Source organism: Vibrio sp. ABH4_348 (assembly GCF_056159765.1).
On record NZ_JBSWVW010000002.1, the window covers coordinates 344,385 to 364,928 of the forward strand.

19 protein-coding genes are annotated in these 20,544 nt (G+C 44.2%); 12 read left to right on the forward strand and 7 right to left on the reverse strand.

What is annotated here, in order from left to right; all coding sequences use genetic code 11:
• The first annotated feature begins 678 nt into the window (after positions 1 to 678).
• From cyoA to ACXAFJ_RS15305, 9 genes are all read left to right on the forward strand, one after another.
• Positions 679 to 1,563, forward strand: coding sequence for a ubiquinol oxidase subunit II (cyoA, locus tag ACXAFJ_RS15265; protein ID WP_475324609.1), 885 nt, complete (start codon positions 679 to 681; stop codon positions 1,561 to 1,563).
• Positions 1,553 to 3,613, forward strand: a complete 2,061-nt coding sequence (cyoB, locus tag ACXAFJ_RS15270) for a cytochrome o ubiquinol oxidase subunit I (protein WP_475324611.1) — start codon at positions 1,553 to 1,555, stop codon at positions 3,611 to 3,613. The genes cyoA and cyoB overlap by 11 nt, the downstream gene beginning before the upstream one ends.
• Positions 3,614 to 3,629: 16 nt before the next feature.
• Positions 3,630 to 4,238, forward strand: a complete 609-nt coding sequence (gene cyoC / locus ACXAFJ_RS15275; RefSeq protein ID WP_475324612.1) for a cytochrome o ubiquinol oxidase subunit III — start codon at positions 3,630 to 3,632, stop codon at positions 4,236 to 4,238.
• On the forward strand, positions 4,238 to 4,570 hold the full coding sequence (cyoD, locus tag ACXAFJ_RS15280) for a cytochrome o ubiquinol oxidase subunit IV (protein WP_475324613.1): 333 nt from the start codon (positions 4,238 to 4,240) through the stop codon (positions 4,568 to 4,570). The genes cyoC and cyoD overlap by 1 nt, the downstream gene beginning before the upstream one ends.
• A 12-nt stretch (positions 4,571 to 4,582) precedes the next feature.
• Positions 4,583 to 5,500, forward strand: coding sequence for a heme o synthase (gene cyoE, locus ACXAFJ_RS15285; RefSeq protein WP_475324615.1), 918 nt, complete (start codon positions 4,583 to 4,585; stop codon positions 5,498 to 5,500).
• Positions 5,497 to 6,129 carry an SCO family protein gene (locus ACXAFJ_RS15290; protein WP_475324616.1) on the forward strand — a complete coding sequence of 211 codons (633 nt, stop codon included), beginning with the start codon at positions 5,497 to 5,499 and terminating at the stop codon, positions 6,127 to 6,129. Before cyoE ends, ACXAFJ_RS15290 begins: the two co-directional genes overlap by 4 nt.
• Positions 6,126 to 6,638: a copper chaperone PCu(A)C gene (locus ACXAFJ_RS15295; RefSeq protein ID WP_475324617.1), complete on the forward strand. Its 513-nt coding sequence runs from the start codon at positions 6,126 to 6,128 to the stop codon at positions 6,636 to 6,638. Before ACXAFJ_RS15290 ends, ACXAFJ_RS15295 begins: the two co-directional genes overlap by 4 nt.
• Before the next feature lie 31 nt (positions 6,639 to 6,669).
• Positions 6,670 to 7,191, forward strand: coding sequence for a hypothetical protein (locus ACXAFJ_RS15300; protein ID WP_475324619.1), 522 nt, complete (start codon positions 6,670 to 6,672; stop codon positions 7,189 to 7,191).
• Positions 7,192 to 7,321: 130 nt separating this feature from the next.
• Positions 7,322 to 7,471: a hypothetical protein gene (locus ACXAFJ_RS15305; protein WP_475324620.1), complete on the forward strand. Its 150-nt coding sequence runs from the start codon at positions 7,322 to 7,324 to the stop codon at positions 7,469 to 7,471.
• 101 nt (positions 7,472 to 7,572) lie between these two features.
• Here ACXAFJ_RS15305 and ACXAFJ_RS15310 read toward each other — a convergent pair whose 3' ends face one another.
• The 7 genes from ACXAFJ_RS15310 to ACXAFJ_RS15340 all read right to left on the reverse strand — a co-directional run bounded on the left by ACXAFJ_RS15310 (position 7,573) and on the right by ACXAFJ_RS15340 (position 16,067).
• Positions 7,573 to 8,379, reverse strand: coding sequence for a siderophore-interacting protein (locus ACXAFJ_RS15310; RefSeq protein WP_475324621.1), 807 nt, complete (start codon positions 8,377 to 8,379; stop codon positions 7,573 to 7,575).
• 373 nt (positions 8,380 to 8,752) lie between these two features.
• Positions 8,753 to 9,013 carry a hypothetical protein gene (locus tag ACXAFJ_RS15315; protein ID WP_475324623.1) on the reverse strand — a complete coding sequence of 87 codons (261 nt, stop codon included), beginning with the start codon at positions 9,011 to 9,013 and terminating at the stop codon, positions 8,753 to 8,755.
• A 21-nt stretch (positions 9,014 to 9,034) separates the two neighbouring features.
• Positions 9,035 to 10,345: a sensor histidine kinase gene (locus tag ACXAFJ_RS15320; RefSeq protein WP_475324624.1), complete on the reverse strand. Its 1,311-nt coding sequence runs from the start codon at positions 10,343 to 10,345 to the stop codon at positions 9,035 to 9,037.
• Positions 10,338 to 11,021 (reverse strand): response regulator transcription factor, encoded by a 684-nt coding sequence (locus ACXAFJ_RS15325; protein WP_475324625.1) that lies wholly within the window; start codon positions 11,019 to 11,021, stop codon positions 10,338 to 10,340. Before ACXAFJ_RS15325 ends, ACXAFJ_RS15320 begins: the two co-directional genes overlap by 8 nt.
• A gap of 434 nt (positions 11,022 to 11,455) precedes the next feature.
• Positions 11,456 to 12,667: a type 1 glutamine amidotransferase domain-containing protein gene (locus tag ACXAFJ_RS15330; protein ID WP_475324627.1), complete on the reverse strand. Its 1,212-nt coding sequence runs from the start codon at positions 12,665 to 12,667 to the stop codon at positions 11,456 to 11,458.
• Positions 12,668 to 12,804: 137 nt separating this feature from the next.
• Entirely contained in the window at positions 12,805 to 15,345 is a 2,541-nt protein-coding gene (locus ACXAFJ_RS15335) for an ABC transporter permease (RefSeq protein WP_475324628.1), read from the reverse strand.
• Entirely contained in the window at positions 15,345 to 16,067 is a 723-nt protein-coding gene (locus ACXAFJ_RS15340) for an ABC transporter ATP-binding protein (RefSeq protein WP_475324630.1), read from the reverse strand. Before ACXAFJ_RS15340 ends, ACXAFJ_RS15335 begins: the two co-directional genes overlap by 1 nt.
• 310 nt (positions 16,068 to 16,377) lie before the next feature.
• Between ACXAFJ_RS15340 and ACXAFJ_RS15345 the strand changes: the two genes are divergently transcribed.
• From ACXAFJ_RS15345 to ACXAFJ_RS15355, 3 genes are all read left to right on the forward strand, one after another.
• Complete coding sequence (locus tag ACXAFJ_RS15345) at positions 16,378 to 16,905, forward strand: methylated-DNA--[protein]-cysteine S-methyltransferase (protein WP_475324631.1); 528 nt, start codon at positions 16,378 to 16,380, stop codon at positions 16,903 to 16,905.
• A 331-nt stretch (positions 16,906 to 17,236) separates the two neighbouring features.
• Positions 17,237 to 18,916 (forward strand): amidohydrolase, encoded by a 1,680-nt coding sequence (locus tag ACXAFJ_RS15350; protein ID WP_475324633.1) that lies wholly within the window; start codon positions 17,237 to 17,239, stop codon positions 18,914 to 18,916.
• A 257-nt stretch (positions 18,917 to 19,173) separates the two neighbouring features.
• Positions 19,174 to 20,508 carry a dihydroorotase gene (locus tag ACXAFJ_RS15355; protein ID WP_475324634.1) on the forward strand — a complete coding sequence of 445 codons (1,335 nt, stop codon included), beginning with the start codon at positions 19,174 to 19,176 and terminating at the stop codon, positions 20,506 to 20,508.
• The last annotated feature ends 36 nt before the right edge of the window (positions 20,509 to 20,544 follow it).

The window sequence follows — 20,544 nt, forward strand, 5'->3', positions numbered from 1 at the left end:
CGTACATCAGAGTAACGGTTATTTAAAGTTAACCAGATAAGCAATAAAGTGCATTATTTTTGTAAGCGTTAGTTTTTAACCGAAATATAACCACCACGATTTTATGGTTATATTTGTGGATGCAACTACACTAATAAAATGCAAAAACCAAACAGATATATACCACAAAAAAAACATGGTTATTTAACATTCGATTACAGACAGGTGAAATAACCACAATATAATCGTGGCAATAATTTTATCCACAACTAAAGCAGGGGATTATGTTTGCGTTGGACCAAAATGAACAAGGCATTAATTCTTTTTAATCAACAATTTAGTAGATAGCCAGTTCATTTCGTCACAGAGGTAGTAGCAAGTCAGAAAAATTTGGAAACAAACCGACAAAAACCTAGATTAAATTTTGGGGAATTAATTCGCTAAAATACTTGCTTATTAAGGCCATGACCTTTTTAATTCGCACCGAAGCTAAAAGAGTAAATGTTTTTTGATTATTCCCTTGTGACACAGGATGTTATCAGCATTTATCATAATGTAATGATTATATTGCAAAAATGTTAAATACAGTGAATTTCAGACAACTGTTAGCGGGTGAAAAGCAGATTAAAAAATATCTAAAATGCTTTTTAACTTTGTATCTTGATTTATGTAAGACTCTAAAGTTTCCGGGGAGGAACAATGAAAATAGGATGTAACGTTAAGGTTACATTGATATTGCTTACAGTCGCTGTCCTCGCAATGATTGGCTTAGTGTTTAGTACCGACATGGTGCTGTTCGACCCTAAAGGCCCAATCGGCGAAGCACAGAAGGAATTGATCATCATTTCCGTTCTGCTGATGGCAATTATCATCGTACCAGTGTTGTTTATGTGCGTGTACTTTCCTTACAAGTATCGCCAGTCAAACACTAAAGCTGAGTACAAACCCAACTGGGAGCACTCAACGAAGATTGAAGTCATCGTTTGGGCTGTTCCATGTCTGATCATCTTGGCTCTAGGTTATGTCACTTATGTAACCTCTTTCTCCCTAGACCCGAGACAGGAACTTAAATCCGACAAAGAGCCTTTAACGGTTCAAGTTGTTGCGATGAACTGGAAATGGTTGTTTATCTATCCTGAGCAGCAAGTTGCGACGGTAAATGAACTGGCTTTCCCTGTTGACCGTCCAGTTGAATTCCTAGTTACATCCGACACTACGATGAACTCTTTCTTTATTCCTCAGCTAGGTAGCCAGATCTACGCGATGGCTGGTATGGAAAACCGCTTGAATATGATCGCGGCTGAAGAAGGTATCTACCGTGGTTTATCAGCAAACTATAGTGGTTTTGGCTTCTCAAACATGCACTTTAAAGCGCATGTTGTTGACGACGTAGAATTCGAACAATGGATCGACAAAGTGAAGAACTCAGAGCAGGTTCTTAACGATGCGAGCTACCAAGTTTTGGTGGATAACGAGAAAGAACAAATTCGCGCGCCGCACCCGGTGACGTACTACTCGACTGTTGATCCGTTGAAATTCAAAGACATTATTGAGAAACATTCAGGAGTCCAAAATGGCTTATAAAGGCGATGTTCATGCCGAGCCGGATCCAATTTTCGGTAAACTGAATTGGGACGTAATCCCGTATTACGATCCGGTTATTTTGCCAGTAATGATTGCTGCCATTCTTGGCGGTCTGGCATTAGTGGGTTTCATTACCTACCAGAAAAAATGGGCGTATCTATGGAACGAGTGGTTTACGTCTGTTGACCATAAGAAAATAGGTATCATGTACATCATCGTGGCTTTGGTCATGATGTTCCGCGGCTTCTCAGATGCCGTTCTTATGCGTTCCCAGCAAGCGCTGGATACGATAGACGCAGGGTATCTTCCTCCTGAGCACTACGACCAGATCTTTACCGCACACGGCGTTATCATGATCTTCTTCGTAGCGATGCCATTTGTAGTCGGCTTGATGAACGTTATCGTTCCTCTACAAATTGGTGCTCGTGACGTAGCATTCCCATTCCTAAACTCATTGAGTTTCTGGCTATTCGTTGTAGGTGCTCTCCTAATCAACGCATCACTGTTCATCGGTGAATTTGCGGCAACGGGATGGTTGGCTTATCCGCCACTTTCAGGAATGCAATACAGTCCCTGGGTCGGGGTCGATTATTGGCTTTGGGCATTGCAGATATCAGGTATCGGTACCTTGTTAACGGGTGTTAACTTTGTTGTGACCATCCTGCGTATGCGCGCACCAGGCATGAAGCTAATGCAAATGCCTATCTTCACATGGACTTCTCTATGTGCAAACGCGCTAATCGTTGTTGCTTTCCCTATCCTAACTGTAACGCTTACGCTTCTAACGCTAGACCGTTATGTTGGTACCCACTTCTTCACAAACGACATGGGCGGCAACGTCATGATGTACGTGAACCTGATTTGGGCATGGGGACACCCTGAAGTATACATTCTGATCTTGCCAGCATTTGGTATCTTCTCAGAAGTTGTATCGACCTTCTCTCGTAAGCGTTTGTTTGGTTACACGTCTTTTGTATGGGCTACCGCGACCATCATGGTTCTGTCGTTCATCGTATGGCTACACCACTTCTTCACCATGGGAGCCGGGGCCAGCGTTAACGCCTTCTTCGGTATAGCCACCATGATCATATCGATACCCACCGGGGTTAAGATATTCAACTGGCTATTTACCATGTACAAAGGCCGTGTTGAGTTCACAGCTAGTATGTGGTGGACCTGTGCCTTCCTTATCACCTTCACAATTGGTGGTATGACAGGGGTAATGCTAGCGGTACCAGCAGCAAACTTTGTTCTTCACAACAGTTTGTTTGTAATTGCGCACTTCCACAACGTAATCATCGGTGGTGCACTATTCGGTTACTTCGCAGGTTTCACTTACTGGTTCCCGAAAGCGACGGGTTTCAAGCTTAACGAAAAATGGGGCAAGATCTCTTGTGTACTTTGGACTGTCGGCTTCTTTGTTGCCTTCATGCCAGTATACGTACTTGGCTTCAACGGTATGACTCGTCGTCTAGCGACTATCGACAACCCTGAGTGGGCTCCACTGCTGTGGATTGCTGCGGTAGGTGTTGGCATTATCGCGCTTGGTGTGGCTGCGCAAGTTTGGCAGATCTTCATCAGTATTCGCGACCGCAAAGACAACATGGACACAACTGGTGACCCGTGGAACGGCCGTACTCTTGAGTGGGCTACGTCTTCACCACCAGCGTTCTACAACTTTGCGACGCTACCTAAGATCCACGATCGCGATGAGCACCAGTACAACAAAGAGCACGGTATCGCTTACCAAAAACCTGAGCGCTACAAGAAGATTCACATGCCTAAAAATACTTGGGCAGGTGTAGTTATCAGTGCATTCTCTCTTGTATTCGGTTTTGCCTTCGTATGGCACATCTGGTGGATGGTGATTGTTGGTTTCCTAGGTATGGTTGTATCTTGGATTGCCTATAGCTTCGAGCGCAATAAAGACTACTACGTACAGATCGATGAAGTCGAAGCGATTGAAGGCCCTCATCTTGAGCGCGTTAAACAAGATCACCCGCATTTCAACTCTCAAACCGAGTCTAACGGCTCTGCACAAACGGTATGAGGATTGAGGAGTAATAATGAGCACAAATACTCACGTTAATGACCATCATGATGATCACGATCATCATGATACCGCCGGTGACGACATCTTTGGCTTTTGGGTCTACATCCTAAGCGACTGTTTGTTATTCGGTACTCTATTTGCCGTCTTTGCGGTGTACTCAAACAGCTTTGCAGGCTTAATCGAGCCTAGCGAATTGTTTAACCTTTGGTTTGTAGCAGGCGGTACCGCCTTGCTACTACTAAGTAGTTTTACTTTCGGCATGGCTATGCTGAAAGAGCACAACAAAGACATGAAGGGCATGTTGAAGTGGCTGTGGATCACTTTTGCTCTGGGCCTTGGCTTCTTGATCATGGAACTCTACGAGTTCTATCACTTCAGCCAAGCCGGTGCGACGTTTGATTCAAGCGCATACTGGTCTTCATTCTACGCACTAGTTGCAACGCACGGTTTGCACGTATTCGCAGGCATGATTTGGATGTTACTGTTGTTCGTCCACTTCAAGCGCGATGGTTTCACTACCGCAAACAAAACGCGTCTAGCACTACTTAGCTTGTTCTGGCACTTCCTAGATATCATCTGGATCTGTGTATTTAGTGTCGTTTACTTGATGGGGGTAATGTAATGTCTTCTGAACATACTCACGGCGGTCAAGCTCACGGCAGCGTAAAAGAATACGTTCTGGGTCTTATCTACTCTGTTGTTTTGACGATGATTCCATTTGCCATGGTAATGGCAGACATCGGCTCTCCAACAGCCAAAGTTGTGGTTATCCTAATCTGTGCCGTTGCGCAGATCTTGGTTCAGTTGGTGTTCTTCTTACATATGAACACCTCCTCTGAGCAAGCTTGGAACATAATCACAGCGGTGTTTACTGTGGTCATTGTGGCCATCGTTCTTGTTGGCTCTTTGTGGATTATGCAACACCTAAACCACAACATGCTCATGGGACACTAACCGGAAGTCATCATGTTCAAGCACTATTTACGACTCACCAAACCGGGCATCATTCGTGGCAACTTAGTTGCCGCGGCTGGTGGATTCTTTCTGGCCTCTCAGGGCCAGATTGATTGGCTGCTATTTTTAGCGGTCTGCGCCGGCACATCGCTCATCGTGGCATCTGGTTGTGTCTTTAACAATTTCATTGATAAGGACATCGATGCCGTAATGCAGCGTACCTGTAATCGAGAACTGGTTCAGAAACTGGTTCCCGTTTCTCACGCGTTGCTATTTGCGTTTGCACTTGGTTTGGCGGGTTTCGCTACTCTGTACTTCTTTACGTCTTTGGTAGCTTTTGCCTTTGGTGTGCTTGGTTTTGTGGTATATGTCGGTTTCTACAGCCTGTACTACAAGCGTCAATCAGTCCACGGTACGTTGATCGGCGGCTTGTCTGGCGCTTGTCCTCCAGTGATCGGTTACTTTGCGGTAACCCATCAACTGGATATCGGCGGAGCAATCTTGTTTGTGACATTCTGTATTTGGCAGATCCCGCACTCGTACGCGATTGCAATCTACCGATTCGAAGATTACAAAGCCGCTAACATTCCTGTGTTGCCAATCCAAGAAGGCGTTGCGAAAGCGCGTTCTCATATCATCGGCTATATCGTTGCCTTTGCTGTTGCCTGTTGGGCACTCAGCTACCACGGTTACGCTGGCAGTTGGTTTGCATTGGGCATGGGATTAGTCAGCTTGTATTGGTTGTACATTGCTAAAGTCGGCTTTGAAAAAATGCCCACTGAGCAATGGGGCAAACAGCTTATGCTACTTTCAATCGTCTGTATCATGCTGTTCTGTGTACTGATTTCTGTTGATTTCACACACATGCCTTTGTCACAAGCCGAACATGCGTTGATCTTAGTTCAATCCGTTGCTGAGTGGTTGTCATGACCAAAAACCCAGTAAAAATAGCCCTGATTCTCGGGGCTTTGATGATTGGTATTGTCATCGCGCTGTATGTTGAAAACACAACAGTGCCTATTGGCGAACGTCCAAAGCAGTTTGATGAGTTGGGTGGAAACTTCCAACTCAACAGTGCTCTGGGTGATATCAATCTAGAAGATTACCAAGGCCAAGTTGCAGTACTTTACTTCGGATTCTTAAACTGTTCGGAAGTTTGCCCTTCTTCGGTTGGCGTAATGTCTGCCGCGTTTAAGATGTTGCCAGAAAGCGTCGGCAATGACGTACAAGGCTTCTTTATCAGTGTCGACCCTAGTCGTGACGATGTAGAGTCTTTACATGCCTTTGCCCAGTACTTTGACCCGCGTATTCTTGGCCTGACAGGTACTAAAGAAGAAATCGATCAGCTGACTGCCAACTATGGCGTTTACTACGATTTGGTGGATATGGAAGAATCGGTACTGGACTACACGGTAGACCACGTCTCTCGCTTCTACATAATTGCGCCAGATGGTGATTTGATTGATTCAATGAGCCACAGCACAACACCAACCGAGCTTGCGGCTCAAATTGAGCGTACCATTGCCAAGTATGCACATCTAATGAAGGAAAACTCATGAACCGTCATTTGACGTTCGGTTTAGGGTTAGTTTTCGTAATGGCGCTAGGATTTATCCTGCGCCATTTTTACGTGACTTTTTACGTCAATGCTGAACCCGATTTCGCTGGTAAAGGCGAAGTAATAGCTCTATCTGAAAATCTCTCAGTGTTAAACGCCCGTGCACAAGCCACAATTCCCGGTATCAAGGTGAGTTCCGGCTATCTCACTCTAATAAATGAGTCGGACGAGCCTATCGTGTTCACTTCGGTATCTACCGAATCAGCAAAGCACACTGAATTCCATAGAATGTTTCTACGCGAAAGCCGAATGGCGATGCGTAAGATGGAGAAAGTGGTGGTACCTGCGAACGGGAGATTTGATTTTGAGCCGGATAGCTATCACCTGATGTTCACTAACCTAACCAATCGATTGGTTGATGGTGAGACCATTACCGTTAGTTTGACCGAAGAGAATGGTACTATCCATAACGTCGAATTTGTTGTCGTTGAGATGAAACCTCATCACTAACTTTTGCCATCTCAACTCGTCGGAGCCTTTCATGAATAAACAAGCAATCATCTCTATTCTTGCTTCCTGGGGATTGCTTTCAGCAGCAATGCCTTCCGTTGCCGAAGAGACCCAGCGCCAAACTACCTCTATGGATAGCATTGCCAGTAAGTACTCTGTCCCGTGCGAAGAACTGCTAACAGAGCTTGCTTCAAAAAGCTTGAAGCTCAACCCGCACCGTATGTTAGAACAAGCCAGTAGAATAGATGAAGCCCAATTGTTTACTTCTATTGCCGTTACCGACTATCGAGATCGTGCGAGTCACATGACTTTTCACGGGGTGGAAAACAAACGAGGCCAGTGCCAAGCAACCGTCACTGAAAGCTACCTTCTACAAACGAATTGTGCTGACGCACGTCATGAAGCGTTCAGTAAATGGGACTTTCAAGGCAAGCTAAATTCAGACACCATGGTGTTAACTGCAAAGCGTATTCCCGGTAAGCAAGCGTTTCTCACCGACCAAAAACCCGCGGTTTGCCTTGTGACCACGCGCTATCAAATGAACCAGCAGTAAGCTGGTTTTTTTATATCTAATTAAAACTTTATTGCCCTAAAATCCGGAAAAACTGCAAAAAGTCTGTTGACCTAAACTTAAGTTAAGGTTTTAAGCTAACCCTACATTAACAAGAGTAAGGAAACAGATTATGCAAAGCCACTACATCACAGAAATTGCGATCAAGAGCTATCATCAACAACTAGCAGAACAATATGCGCAGGCAGGTAAAGAACATTTTCACACCCGAAGCTTTGTTGCAGGAGGCATCTTTGCTTTTCTGGTTGGCAATCTAGTTTAAGCAAAGCTGAAATGATCAGACGAGCAATCAAATATAACTCAGTAAAAGAACGCATTGCGTTATTTGCAATGCGTTTTAATTTTCCATACTAACGGGAAGAACTAGTCGTTCTCTTTTAAGTCAGCCATTTTGGCAACCTTGTGCCCTTCCTCGGTGACACCTTCTTTCCAATAACTGCTGATGTATAAGTCGTCTTTGGCGAGTTCCTTTTCATTTCTCAGAAAACGGCGTATCGCGCGCATGTCATTGAACTCACATGCACACCATGCGTACACATCATCATTACGCCATTCCACTTGAGTCACTTTCTCTGCCAATGATGAATCTGCAGATCGCACAAACCAGTTAAGCTTAATGCCTTTTGGCGCATCAATATCTTGAATGTCAGCTTCTGAAGTCACTTCGATAAAGGCTTCGCCAGCCGCATCACGTGGCAATAACTCAAGCTTTGCTGATGCCGCAGGAAGGGACGTCATATCAACAGCAAACAAATACCAAGATTTATCTTCGGGAATTGGTAATAAACGACCAGGACCAAAGATACTTACTGCATCACCCGCTTTAGCACTAGTTGCCCAACGAGAGCCATAGCCTGACTTAGGATCTGAGGTTTGGTGCAGAGCAAAATCGACTGTTATCTCATTGCTTTCCCGATTTATTGAACGAATCGAGTAAGTGCGCATGATTGGACGCTCTCCTTCAGGCACAGAAGAGATGTCCGTTCCGCCTTGTTCGTTGAACAAAAGCTTTATATAACCGCTTTCAACATTTTCTGGGAAATCGGCAACGTCCTCACCGCGTAATACGATGCGATTCATGTTATCGGTCAGAACGTGGTTAGAGACAACCGTCATGGGTTTTGGCACTGGGGTATTCATGTTTTTGACAACTCGCGAAGTTAAATCCACTTATACTTCATGTGGATAATCTATTGTAATCATAGAGTTAAGATAAAGGCATTTCGCTTTCGTTGCAATGAGAATGATTTTTAGTAACTAGGGCGTGTTGACCTTTCGAGGTTAAATTTTGTTCGAGATAAAAGCGTTTTAATCGCGGCGAGAGGTTTGTAGCCTAGTCATTCTAAGCAAAACACCTCTCAACAAAGAGTAAAACGCTTTTAGCCGAACCCTACGGGCAGCGGTTGTGGCTCCTTTCTACGGCGTTATCGGCTTATCGAGTAGAATAACTACACATCAAAGCCTCTGCCTTGTATAAAGAACCCACAAACTGCTGCAAAAATCAGCTCGAAAGGTCAACATGCCCTAACCTCTGTTCTAAAGTTCACAAATCACTACAGGCACAAGTTACCGTGGGTAGATATTTAAGCTTGCCTTGTTTGAAATGCTCAAAAGCTAGCTCCACAAATTCCTTTTCAGTCAAATCAATCTCAGAGCGTTCATAGACCCAACCCGCGCAACCAAAGCCAACTAAGGGCAGGTCCTCTGGCTCAATGGAAAAATCGTCCGCAATTTCAAGGGATAACTGGTTTGCTTTTTTAGTCATTCGCCAGCTATAACCGTCTATCTTGCCCATTATGTTCATTGAAACTGTCTCCGATATTAGTTAACGCAACTGAATTTTGAACTCAGTGCCTTTACTGTCGCTGTTTAGCTGATATTGGGTCTCTAAGTGCTCACAGAGTCGTTTCACAATGGAAAGTCCCTGTCCCATCCCCTTACTCTGGCTGGATTTTACTCCGGCTTCCAAAACGGTATCGAGAATATCTTGGTCAATCCCATCACCATTATCTTTCACTGATAACCACAACTCATTGCCCTCTTGTTCGGTCGAGAATGTGATAATGCCAGATTGGGTGTGATTAAACGCGTTGGAAACCAAATTCGATAGCAGCACTTTTAGTGCACCTTTGGGCAGCTGACAATGCAAATCCGTTGGTATTTCCAACTCTATCTCGATCGCTTTGTCTGCAATTTTTTGGTGATGCAGGATAATGCAATCTTCCACCAGCTCGATAACGGCATAGCTTTCAACTGTGTCTTGTTTTTTCTCTCGCGCTAACTCCAATAGAGCTTCGAGAGTTTGAGTTAGCTGCTGATGTGATAATTCGATTCTGCCGAGCAATTCAGATTGCTCTGTTGATAACTCAGTTCTTTTCATCAACTCGCAAGCACCTGAAATTACCGTTGTAGGCGTTCTTACCTCATGGCTGACATCACGGGTAAAGCTCCGCTCACGCTTGATGAAGCCATTAATTCGTTGCAATGAAAGGTCGAATACACTCGCCAATCTTCCAATCTCGTTTTGTTGATATTTACCTGAAAAACCTGCTGGTGGCATAACGTTAGGCACACCGCTTATATCTTCAACCAGTCGATTGAGTGGCTTGGTCATCCACTTGGACATTAAGAAAGCTATTAGGCTGATCAGGGCCACCAAAACAACGCCAAACATGACCAGCAAAAACACCCCGACATTTCCTTTCGAATTTCGAACCACGAGCCTGTCGGTAACATCAGCTACAAGATACTCACCTGTGGTCAGTGTCATCCAGTGGTAAGCTCGCCCGCTAGGCTCATAAAACTCGTTTCGATTAGGCTCTTCGGCAAGTATCTGTTGTAACGCTTCAGGTAGGTCATTTACGCTCGAATAGAGAGTCATATAACCGTTTCGATTCGCGCTAATATCCTGACCGCGCTCTCGCAGATTTTCTATATTGGCTATTTCATCTTTGATGGCCCGATAGAACATTTCATCTTCCACCGTGTACGCATAGATAAAACTGATGCTGCCAAACAGAAATGCCGTAAGCAGCATCATAAACCCGAAGGTCAAACCGATTCGAATCTGAATACTTCTATAACGCTTATTCTGTGGTTTAGTCGGCCTTTCACCTATCGCTAAGTTGTCACTCATTGGAGACCTCCAAACCAAATCCAATACCATGAATCGTTTTGATAACCGGGTAAGAAAATGGTTTATCAATGGCTTTACGAAGCTGGTAAACATGAGACCGAAGCGCATCAGAATCCGTTGGTTCGTCTCCCCAAATACGCTTGGTCAACTCTGAGCGGCTTAAGGGTCGAGGATGAGACTCCACAATGGCTTGTAAAATCTGATAGGGGATTGGGTTTAGCTGGACCGCTTTCCCTTCTCTCATTACCGTCTGAGATTGGGTATTCACAGAAATTGGTCCGGCCTGCAATTCAAACGACTGGCCTACTTGATGCCGTTTAGCCAGAACCAATGCTCGCGCATACAGCTCTTCCATGGCAAATGGTTTAGTTAAATAGTCATCGGCACCGTGTTCAAAGCCATCAAGTTTATCTTGCAGACTATCTCGCGCCGTTAACATGATAATGGGTATATGACGCGACGCTTTTTGTCTTAGGAGCTTGCAGACTTCCAAGCCATCAAGTTTAGGCAGCATACCGTCAAGAATCACCAAATCGTAGTACTGTTCAAGTCCGAGTTTGACGGCTTCGACACCGTCATAAGCAAAATCAATGGTGACATTTTTTGCGGCAAAATAGTCGTCAACATTACGGCAAATTTCTAGGTTATCTTCGACTAAGAGAATGGAAAGATTCACCACACTCACTCCTTGTACTTGTTATTGGATGAAACTAACGCCCCATCTTCTTTCTAATCTGTTTTTCTGGTGAAGAACAAAGGTTCCGTGTTATACCCAAATGACTTCAAGATGAAGGATTCAGAGCTTCATATTCTGTTTCAGTTCAAGAAAAAGAACGCAGTGGAATGACGAGTCCTTTCCAAGTTCTTTGACGAAGAAATGGGACGGAATATGAGCTCCCGAGGGCGAGTTTAACTGACCTTAATACTGCGTTATCGATTCTTGATGTAGGGCAACTATATCTTCAAATCGACGCCTTGTCTCAATGTCAGTTAACTCTCGCTGAAACTCTTATCTTGAAGTTATTTGGGTATATGCCTCAACGCCCTTACTTACCCAAGAACTAGATATCTGTGAACGCGATAGTGGGAACCAAATGTTTGATAGCGAGTTTATAAACTGGCTAGTAGCTCAGATGACTTGGTGCCAAATTTTTCATCCTCTAGCAAAGACTTCAACAATGCCGCCGCTTTATCTTTGTTCCCAAGCTTCACCCATGCTTCTGCTAGAGCAAAATCTACAACAGGACGGGTAAAGAAAGGTCGGCCTAATTCAGTTAACGCCACACCATTGGCTAGCTCATTTTGGTCTTTAGCATTTTGAATTTGGAAGAACCCCCAAAAGGTTACCAACTTAGTGTCAAAGGCATGTGCTTTTTCATCCAGTAGAGATGCCGCTTGTTCCGGTTGTTCAATTGCGTTTTTAACCAATCGAAACGTTTGCTCCATCTTGGTTAACTCTGTCTGTGGAGTAGCCAAACCGAGTTGTTCCACCATAGCTACCGCCGTGCCATAAGTTGAAGTTGGGTTTTGCCCGGTGACAAGACGTTGGTCAACGGTGACGTGTTCCAACATAAACGGCGACGACTCAAATACCGCCCCGTTTTTCTTAAGCTGGTCTTCTAGAAGAAAGGGGAAATTAGCGCGCCATTTCGATTCAAAAATGGTTTCCTCTTGGTTGGTAAAGCTGTTCACTCGTTTCCCCGATACCAGATATTCATCATTATCGAGTTTCACATTCACTAAACCAGCAGGGCCATGACAGACGGCACCAACGATGCCGTTGTTTTGATAGATGTCTTTAACCAAGGTTTGTAACACTGGGTCTTGAATTAAATCGTACATTGGGCCTTTGCCGCCAACGATATAAATCGCGTCATAAACGGCAGCCGATACAGCGCTTAACTTGAAGGTGTTAGCGACTTTTTCCATCGCCGCATCATCTTGAATAAAGGCTTGTACATCTTCAGATTGTTTGTCGTAGTCTTCTTCTATCGCCAGCCCGCCTCTAGGGCTGGCAATGTCGATTTCAAGCCCACTTTCATCAAACACTTGATAAGCGCGAGCAAGCTCAGACATCTCATATCCAGGTCGGATTAGCTCGCCTTGTTCACTTCGTTCACCGTAGCTACTTACTACCATTAGGATTCTTTTTTGCTCTTCTGCAAAAGCATCCATTGAAAGTACTGCTGCACCTGCAATCAACAAGGATTTAAGCGCGAGTTTTTTTGGTGCTATTTTTTTTGGTGACAACTTTTCAATAACGCTATTCAACGCAAAATGACTTAACTTGTTATGGGAAAAAAATTGATGGCTGAATTTCATACTCGTTCCTTATTAAGGGCGTGTTTTAAGTGGGGTGACTATCTCATTTGAGGTGTGAAACGAACGTGAAAGAAACTAAACAAAAACACCCCTACCGAATAATTCGCATAGGGGTGTGGATGAGGAGGCCGTTGAAATTAACTAACAAATAGCTCCCTGATTTTTACTCTTAGAGTATTGCGTTGGAAGACCAAGCCCATAAGGGTGATGACTGAAATACAGCCCACAAACAGTGTCGAAGCAAACATAACGTCCAGTTGGTAATTCATATTGAACAGCTGTTTGTAAGTTAGCTCAGCTGCGATTTGCACCGCAAGGAAGCTACCTCCAACCACTACTAATGCCTTAACCGCCCATTCATAGCCGCATATGATCAGTAACTTAGATTGAGATAGCCCAAAGCTTTGCATCAGGCCACTGCGCTTTTTGTCCTCTATCGCGTTGTACCAAGTTGAAGACAACATCACTAAGCAAGACATCACCAACACACACAACGCAAACCCTTGAATGGTTACGCTAATTAAAGTAGATAGGTTTTGGTTTCTCTCTGTGACTTCCGCCAACGACACCATTTTTAACGTCGGGTGTTGTTGCCAGAATTCAGTAAGACCTGTCCACCCTTGTTCAGACAAATTCAAGCTGCCCATCGCCATTTCATTTGTCACAAAGTCAGGTTTGCTATCACCCGATGGCAACATCAGCTGAAACCAGAAAGTAATTGGGCTATCTCCGGCTGTAACATCGTGCGTTGCTGCTACCAAAAGTTCAATTTCTGCTTTGCTGTGAGCTGTTGTCGACGTGTTCTGTGGCTGCGCCGACCCTAACTGATTGCCAATCACGCTGAATTTCAACACATCACCCACATTAAGGTTTAGGTCAGTTGCGATTTCAGATTCCACCGAAATTTGGTATCGATTTTCACTGTCTCTCTCCGCTGACCAACTCCCAGCGGTAAGTTGGTTATTGGTGGGAAGGTCATTCTGCCAAGACAATCTCAACGGTTTTTGAACCCCTGAAAAGCTGTCACTGGTCTGGGTGACATGTTCACTCAGTTCAACATCATTCACCGAAAGAAATGAAACGTATTGGAATGGTCTAACACGCAACAATTCTGAATTGGTTTCATTCGTCCAAGCTTGAAGCGCTTCAACATGGTCAACGGTTGCCTGACTGACAAACAAATCGCCATTCACTCTAGACGTCGCCTTTTCCACGGCGTTGTTTAAGTCATTGCTTACAAACCAACTCAGCTGAAATAACAACAACGCAATCCCCATCCCAAGTACTTGAGGCAGCTTTACCCAAATCCTTGAACTGGTGAGAAATAGCGCAAAATCCGCTAGAACAAACCGCTTAGGCACCAATTTTTGTGCGATTAAAAATACGCTACCACTTACTAGAAGCAGACAAATTGCACCAACCAATAAGCTTATCGCCAAGATACTGGTCAGCAAGGTATTGTCAGTATAAAACCACACTAGACACGACAAACCAATTGCTGGTATCGCTGCGCCTATTGCCTTCGCTCCTTTTGACTGAGTGGACTTACCCAAAAGTTGAGACACATTGACTCTTGCCAACTGGTACCAAAAGCTCAGCATCTGCGAAAGGTACAATACCACACACAAGCTGACTGCTAGCCCAATATCACGTAAGCGCCATTGTGATTGAAGGTTAGGAAACAGACCTTGTGAATACTTCATCAAGGTTCCTTCAGCCAAGGAAGACAAGGTGAACGCGAGTGCTAAAACAAATGCACAACTGACCAGGAATTGATACAGCGCCAATCGCACACTCTGCATTTGTGTCATTCCGCAGCTCAGCATGACTGCCATCCGTTGCTTTTGACTTTGGAGCATAGGTTTCAAGCTAAAATGACTAGCGATTGACCCCAGCAAAAACAAAATTACGCTGCTAAGACCAATAAAGTTCTCAACCCGAATGTATAGCCCTGCTAGCGGGTGCTGACCGCCTTTACGAGTTAGCAGATTGGCTCCCTGCCAGAGTGATGGATTCTGCTCAACTATTTCTATCTCACTGTCATTGCCACCCATCAGGTAGCGGTAGCGTGTGGTCGCCGGGCGAGGAAGCTCAACAATAGATCGGCGATTCACCATCGCCCGCATTTCGACACTGTGACCTTCAAACAAACGGTCAGGTTCAAAAAGTAAAATGCCAGACACCAATAAGGTTTCAGAGCCAAGGATTAGTTCTTCACCAACGTTCATTCCCAATGATACAAGTAAGCGTTCATCCAACCATATCTCCCCTCGGGCAGGTCCTTGAGACAAAGACTGATCTTCTCCTCCTAACTGAGAGGCAATTTGAATCTCTCCATGAATTGGGTACTGCTCATCCACGACTTTAAGCGTCGCTTCTTGCCACTTGTCTCGATGGGTGAAGGTCAAAGCAAAAATCTCACTTTCACTAACTCCACTCACCATGTTAGAAAGTGAAACTACCGACTCAATGGGCAGAGGCTGATAACCATCAATGACCGCGTCCGCACCTAACATCTCTTCGACATTTTTGGTCAAGTAACTCTGAATAGAGCTGCCGAACATGGTGGCCAAAATTAAATAAAAGCTGACAAAAAGCAGCGAAAACCAAACTAAGACCCCTTGCCGACTCATCAATTGTTGCTTGGCTTCACCAACAGATAATTGGAGTAAATTCATCACTCTTCCCCCACAACACGCAATGGTTCTGCTAGCAGCTGGTTCGCCGATAGATGCAATGATTGATTCTCAAGGCTTAAACGATAATCCGTTTTTTCCGCTAATGAGCGGTCATGAGTCACCATAATCAAGGTGGAGTTGGCTAATTTTGCCGACTCAAGCAAGAGTTCAAAAACATGTTCACTCATACTCGGGTCTAGATTGCCGGTAGGCTCGTCGGCAAATAGGATTTTAGGCTGGGTAACACAAGCTCTAGCAATAGCGACACGTTGCTGTTCGCCACCACTCAACTGCTTGATAGGTTGATGTACCCGTTTTTCTAGGCCAACTTTCGCTAGCCATTCTTTCGCGATGTTTTCAGCATCAGGCAAACTTCTCAGCTTGAGCGGTAAGGCAACATTATTTAGTACATTAAAGTCATGCAATAAATGGAATTGTTGGAACACAAAGCCACTATTTTGACGAATGTACTGATTTGATTCCGCTACTGCCACAGCGGCCTGTTTATCGAAGTATTTTACCTCACCACTTTCCGGCAGTTCGAGCCCCGCCATCAGCGATAACAGTGTGGTTTTGCCGCAACCAGACTGACCGACAATGGAATAACTCGAACCACTTAAGAGTTGGACATTAAGGTTTTTGAAAAGCTGAATATGCTCGCCATCTGGCAGGCGAAAACCGTGAGAAAGATTATTGAGTTTAAGTGCAATATCAGAGGACATGCTGGGCTCCTACTATTGAATATGCACTTATCCTCTCTTATGGCTTGTGAAGTGATTGTGAAACAGTAACTTCACAGACATTTCGCGAGTCATGATGTCCTTCATAATCTAAATTACTAGTATCTAAAAGCGGTGAGTTGGAACGCTACATAAAGCCTCTTTTATATTACGAACAACGTTTCGGGAAACGCCTAAACATGCACTAACACTATAAGATTTTCTTATGCCACTTGTGATTTTATATTGTTGGCTAATCACCAGCGTTATCTGCGAAATTAGCGACATCACCTAACTCAACCCTCAATTTAAGATGTATAACGATTATATGGAAAGTCCATTGGGGCTTATCGAGTTCAAAGCCTCTGAGATAGGCATTACACAGTTGATATTCTGTGGCACACAAACTTCGGATGTGAAAACAAATGATTTAACCAGAGAATGTCAGGCTCAATTAAAAGGTTACTTTGCAGGAGAGCTAACGCAATTTTCTTTACCACTGGATATCAGGGGAACTGAGTTTCAGAAAAAAGTCTGGCAATTGCTTAAACAGGTTGCTTATGGAACAACCGTTTCGTACATGGATATTGCTAATCGTTTAAACAACCCAAAAGCAGTTCGTGCTGTTGGGGGCGCAAATGGCAGAAACCCTGTCACACTGATCCTACCTTGCCATCGTGTCATTGGTGCTAGTGGAAAACTTACTGGCTATGCCGGAGGCACTGAGCGAAAGAAGTGGTTACTACAGCACGAAGGCGTCAATTTAAAACAAGAAAAAACCTCACAGTCCCTAGCTGATGTTATCCACCAGCGTCAGGACAAAACTCAATTCTTACAATGAAGAAAAAAATTAAATGTGGACTTCAAACAGCTACATCATCAAGACAAATCTCAATTAATTTGTAGTATCTGAAATGCTCATTCGGTCGGATAGGCTGAAGAGTTAGGATACCAAGCTATTAGAACGTCAAGCGCTGAAATCGAAAACTCGCTGGGCATCAAAGATGGAGAGAACATGACATTTTGAGAGCAATACTTCATTGTCGAGAGAATAGCTAAATCTTTATCTGGCGCTATCGAATCCGGGAATTAAAGCGGTTGAGTTGGTGGGCCACTTAAGCCTCACCGAAACTGCTAAACTCGTTTCAGGAAACATTTCGGGAATCGTGTTTATGTATGCGCGTTTAAAACACCTCGCCATTGTTTGTACTCTTCTAGTTAGCAGCTGTGTGATTGCTCAAAACAAAGCGGAAACGATTCTAACTAATGCAATCATATACGGTCACGATAACGCAGATTCAATTGCAATCTACAATGGGAAAATCACTGCAATTGGGTTGATTCAAGACTTAGAGACTCAGATTGGTCGTGATACTGAAGTTATCGACCTTGATGAAGCCTTTATCTTGCCCGGTTTTGTCGATAATCATAACCACGTATTTGAAGCGGCCTCTGAAATTGGTGGCGATTGTGAGCTCGACCCGCAAGGCTCGCTAAACGACCAAATAGCACTGCTTAGATCCTGTAGGAATTCTACTTCTGAAAATAGTTGGATCATCGGTTATGGTTTTTCCCTTGATGCCATCTACAGTAACGATAACTCCGTTACACCATTGGAAGTGATCGACCAGATATTTCCAAGGCAGCCCGTTATTTTTATGGAGCAAACTTCCCACTCAATGTGGGTGAATTCCGTTGCTCTCGAGATCGCTGGTATTACCGTAGATTCGACGTCACCGCAGGGAGGCCGAATTTTAATAGATGAAGACAACGGAGAACTGGCTGGAATACTGCTAGATAATGCAGGCGATATCGTCATGGAGATGGCTTGGAATGCCATTCAAGACAAATCCGAACAAAGCTACCAAGGACTACTTAATGGCATCGAAGAAGCAAGCGCTCACGGTATAACCACAATTGGAGATGGCAGACTGTATTGGAAACGTGGCTGGTTAGACACTTGGAAGAAAGCGCAGCAAAACGATGAACTCATAGTTCGAGTTTCTCTACGACCATGGATTTACCCAAATGATGATATACAGGATCAGTTAAAGTATCTTGCCAGTTTTTATTCAGATGACCTTTCGCAAACCCTTATTATCAATCAGGTAAAAATGTACAGCGATGGTATTTTTATTAACGGCACAGCAAAGACTCTAGCCCCTTACTTAGACTCTTACCTAGTCAATGATCCTCGCGGTATTAACTACATCCCTCCAGACCAACTGGCTTCTTGGTTACAAGCCCTAGACGACATTGGCTATGGGGCGCACATTCATGCAATCGGCGATGGAGCGGTAAAAGAATCACTTGATGCAATTGCATTAATGCGCCAAGCATCCAGCACACGGCAATACACCCTGACCCATGTTGAATTGGTTGATCGTTCTGATGTCACTCGCTTTGCTCAACTCAATGTTACCGCTGACTTTCAGGTTGGCTCTGATTACGTTGCAAATCAGGATCACAGTTGGGCCAAAGCATTTTTGGGTGCAAGACGCGCCAAAGCAATGATGAACATTCGAGAAATGCACGACTCAGGTGCAAACATTTCTCTAAGCAGCGACTGGAATGTACACGATATAAACCCACTCGTAGGCATTGCCAACAGTCTGATTATGGATGAATCGGGGTTACCAAATATCTACGAAGCGATAGACGCTTATACAATCAACCCAGCTAAAAGCTTAGGGCTAGACCATTTAGTAGGGTCGATTGACGTTGGAAAAGCTGCCGATTTTGCAATTCTAGACAATGACATCACCAAACTTCTACCGTCCGAGATTAAAAATACGCAAGTCTTAATGACCATGTTTTTGGGTGAAATTGTCTTTGATTCCGCTGATAAATGAAAAATACAGTTCTGTCTTTAAAAAAGCCTTTTCATCGGGTTTTACAAACATTGTTATGACTATCAGACAGTTATCATAGACACTTGAACGACATAGAAACTGAATGGAGAACAACGAACAAATGATAAAGTTGTAGAGATAAATTGTTATGTTATAACATAACAATTTATCTGCTTAGTTGGCTCTCTTGATTCAAATCTTGTCTGGCTAACTAACATGTTTTGTTTTTACGCTGAGTTCGGAGAGAAGTACATCCAATGTCATCTACGCTAATTAAAAATGCCCAAATTGTTACCGATGGGACAATCACAAGTGGTGATTTAAGAATTGTTGATCAACGAATTGACAAGATCGCGCCAAGTATTGAGCCTACATTGAATGACACTGTGATTGATGCCAAAGGTAAGTATCTATTACCGGGCATGATTGACGACCAAGTCCACTTTCGCGAACCCGGCCTCACCCATAAAGGTAACATCGCATCGGAGTCTAGAGCTGCCGTTGCAGGCGGTATTACGAGCTTTATGGAAATGCCTAATGTCAGTCCAGCCACGACCACTATCGAAGCGTTAGAAAAGAAGTTTGATATCGCGGCGGCCTCTTCTTTGGGGAACTACTCCTTCTACCTAGGTGCAACCGAAGACAACTTGGATGAAATCAAAAAGCTAGACCCCCGTAAACACTGTGGTGTGAAAGTATTCATGGGTGCATCAACTGGTGACCTTTTGGTTGAACACCCAGAAGCGCTGGACGCTATTTTCCGTGATGCACCCACGCTCATTGTGACACACTGTGAAAGCGGTGAAGTGTTAGCAGAAAACAAGCGTAAATTAGCTGAACAAAAAGAAGAGTTCACTATTGAAGACCACCCGGTGTTGCGCGACGCCGAAGCCTGCTACGCCTCATCTTCATACGCGGTTAACCTTGCCAAAAAATACGGCTCGAACCTTCATGTTTTGCACATTACCACCGCAAAGGAACTGGATTTATTCGAAAAAGGGCCAATAAAGGGCAAAAACATTACCGCAGAAGCTTGTGTTCATCATTTGTGGTTCACAAACGAAGACTATGCAGCCAAGGGCAACTTGATCAAATGTAACCCTGCCGTGAAATACCCTAGCGACCGCGAGGCACTGCTAAATGCATTACAAACGGGTCAAATTGACATTATTGCAACCGACCACGCACCGCATACTTGGGAAGAAAAGCAAGTCGCCTACCCGCAGGCACCTGCTGGCCTGCCGCTAGTTCAACATGCCTTATTGACTCTGATTGACCATGTTAATAATGGAACATTAACGCTTCCACAAGTAGTCGAAAAGGTGTCTCATAACCCAGCTATCCGATACGCTATTGAAGATAGAGGGTATATTCGAGAAGGTTACTACGCCGATTTAGTACTCGTTGATCGCGATAGCTCAACACCGGTAAAACACGATAACACCTTGTACCACTGTAACTGGACTCCGTTTGACGGCCATGAATTTACCTCCGAGATTCACAGTACCTGGGTGAATGGGCAACTCGTCTTTACTGACGGCTCGATTATTGAGAACGAAAAAGCGGCAATGCGTCTGGCATTCAAACGCTAAGATCAGTCAATCTCTCGTCACAGAGTGATTTAATCA

What these genes read in the sequence shown, in the direction of transcription:
- cyoA (WP_475324609.1), top strand. Translation starts at nt 679, where the DNA reads ATGAAAATAGGATGTAACGTTAAGGTTACATTGATATTGCTTACAGTC.
- cyoB (WP_475324611.1), top strand. Translation starts at nt 1,553, where the DNA reads ATGGCTTATAAAGGCGATGTTCATGCCGAGCCGGATCCAATTTTCGGT.
- cyoC (WP_475324612.1), top strand. Translation starts at nt 3,630, where the DNA reads ATGAGCACAAATACTCACGTTAATGACCATCATGATGATCACGATCAT.
- cyoD (WP_475324613.1), top strand. Translation starts at nt 4,238, where the DNA reads ATGTCTTCTGAACATACTCACGGCGGTCAAGCTCACGGCAGCGTAAAA.
- cyoE (WP_475324615.1), top strand. Translation starts at nt 4,583, where the DNA reads ATGTTCAAGCACTATTTACGACTCACCAAACCGGGCATCATTCGTGGC.
- ACXAFJ_RS15290 (WP_475324616.1), top strand. Translation starts at nt 5,497, where the DNA reads ATGACCAAAAACCCAGTAAAAATAGCCCTGATTCTCGGGGCTTTGATG.
- ACXAFJ_RS15295 (WP_475324617.1), top strand. Translation starts at nt 6,126, where the DNA reads ATGAACCGTCATTTGACGTTCGGTTTAGGGTTAGTTTTCGTAATGGCG.
- ACXAFJ_RS15300 (WP_475324619.1), top strand. Translation starts at nt 6,670, where the DNA reads ATGAATAAACAAGCAATCATCTCTATTCTTGCTTCCTGGGGATTGCTT.
- ACXAFJ_RS15305 (WP_475324620.1), top strand. Translation starts at nt 7,322, where the DNA reads ATGCAAAGCCACTACATCACAGAAATTGCGATCAAGAGCTATCATCAA.
- ACXAFJ_RS15315 (WP_475324623.1), bottom strand. Translation starts at nt 9,013, where the DNA reads ATGAACATAATGGGCAAGATAGACGGTTATAGCTGGCGAATGACTAAA.
- ACXAFJ_RS15320 (WP_475324624.1), bottom strand. Translation starts at nt 10,345, where the DNA reads ATGAGTGACAACTTAGCGATAGGTGAAAGGCCGACTAAACCACAGAAT.
- ACXAFJ_RS15330 (WP_475324627.1), bottom strand. Translation starts at nt 12,667, where the DNA reads ATGAAATTCAGCCATCAATTTTTTTCCCATAACAAGTTAAGTCATTTT.
- ACXAFJ_RS15335 (WP_475324628.1), bottom strand. Translation starts at nt 15,345, where the DNA reads ATGAATTTACTCCAATTATCTGTTGGTGAAGCCAAGCAACAATTGATG.
- ACXAFJ_RS15340 (WP_475324630.1), bottom strand. Translation starts at nt 16,067, where the DNA reads ATGTCCTCTGATATTGCACTTAAACTCAATAATCTTTCTCACGGTTTT.
- ACXAFJ_RS15345 (WP_475324631.1), top strand. Translation starts at nt 16,378, where the DNA reads ATGTATAACGATTATATGGAAAGTCCATTGGGGCTTATCGAGTTCAAA.
- ACXAFJ_RS15350 (WP_475324633.1), top strand. Translation starts at nt 17,237, where the DNA reads ATGTATGCGCGTTTAAAACACCTCGCCATTGTTTGTACTCTTCTAGTT.
- ACXAFJ_RS15355 (WP_475324634.1), top strand. Translation starts at nt 19,174, where the DNA reads ATGTCATCTACGCTAATTAAAAATGCCCAAATTGTTACCGATGGGACA.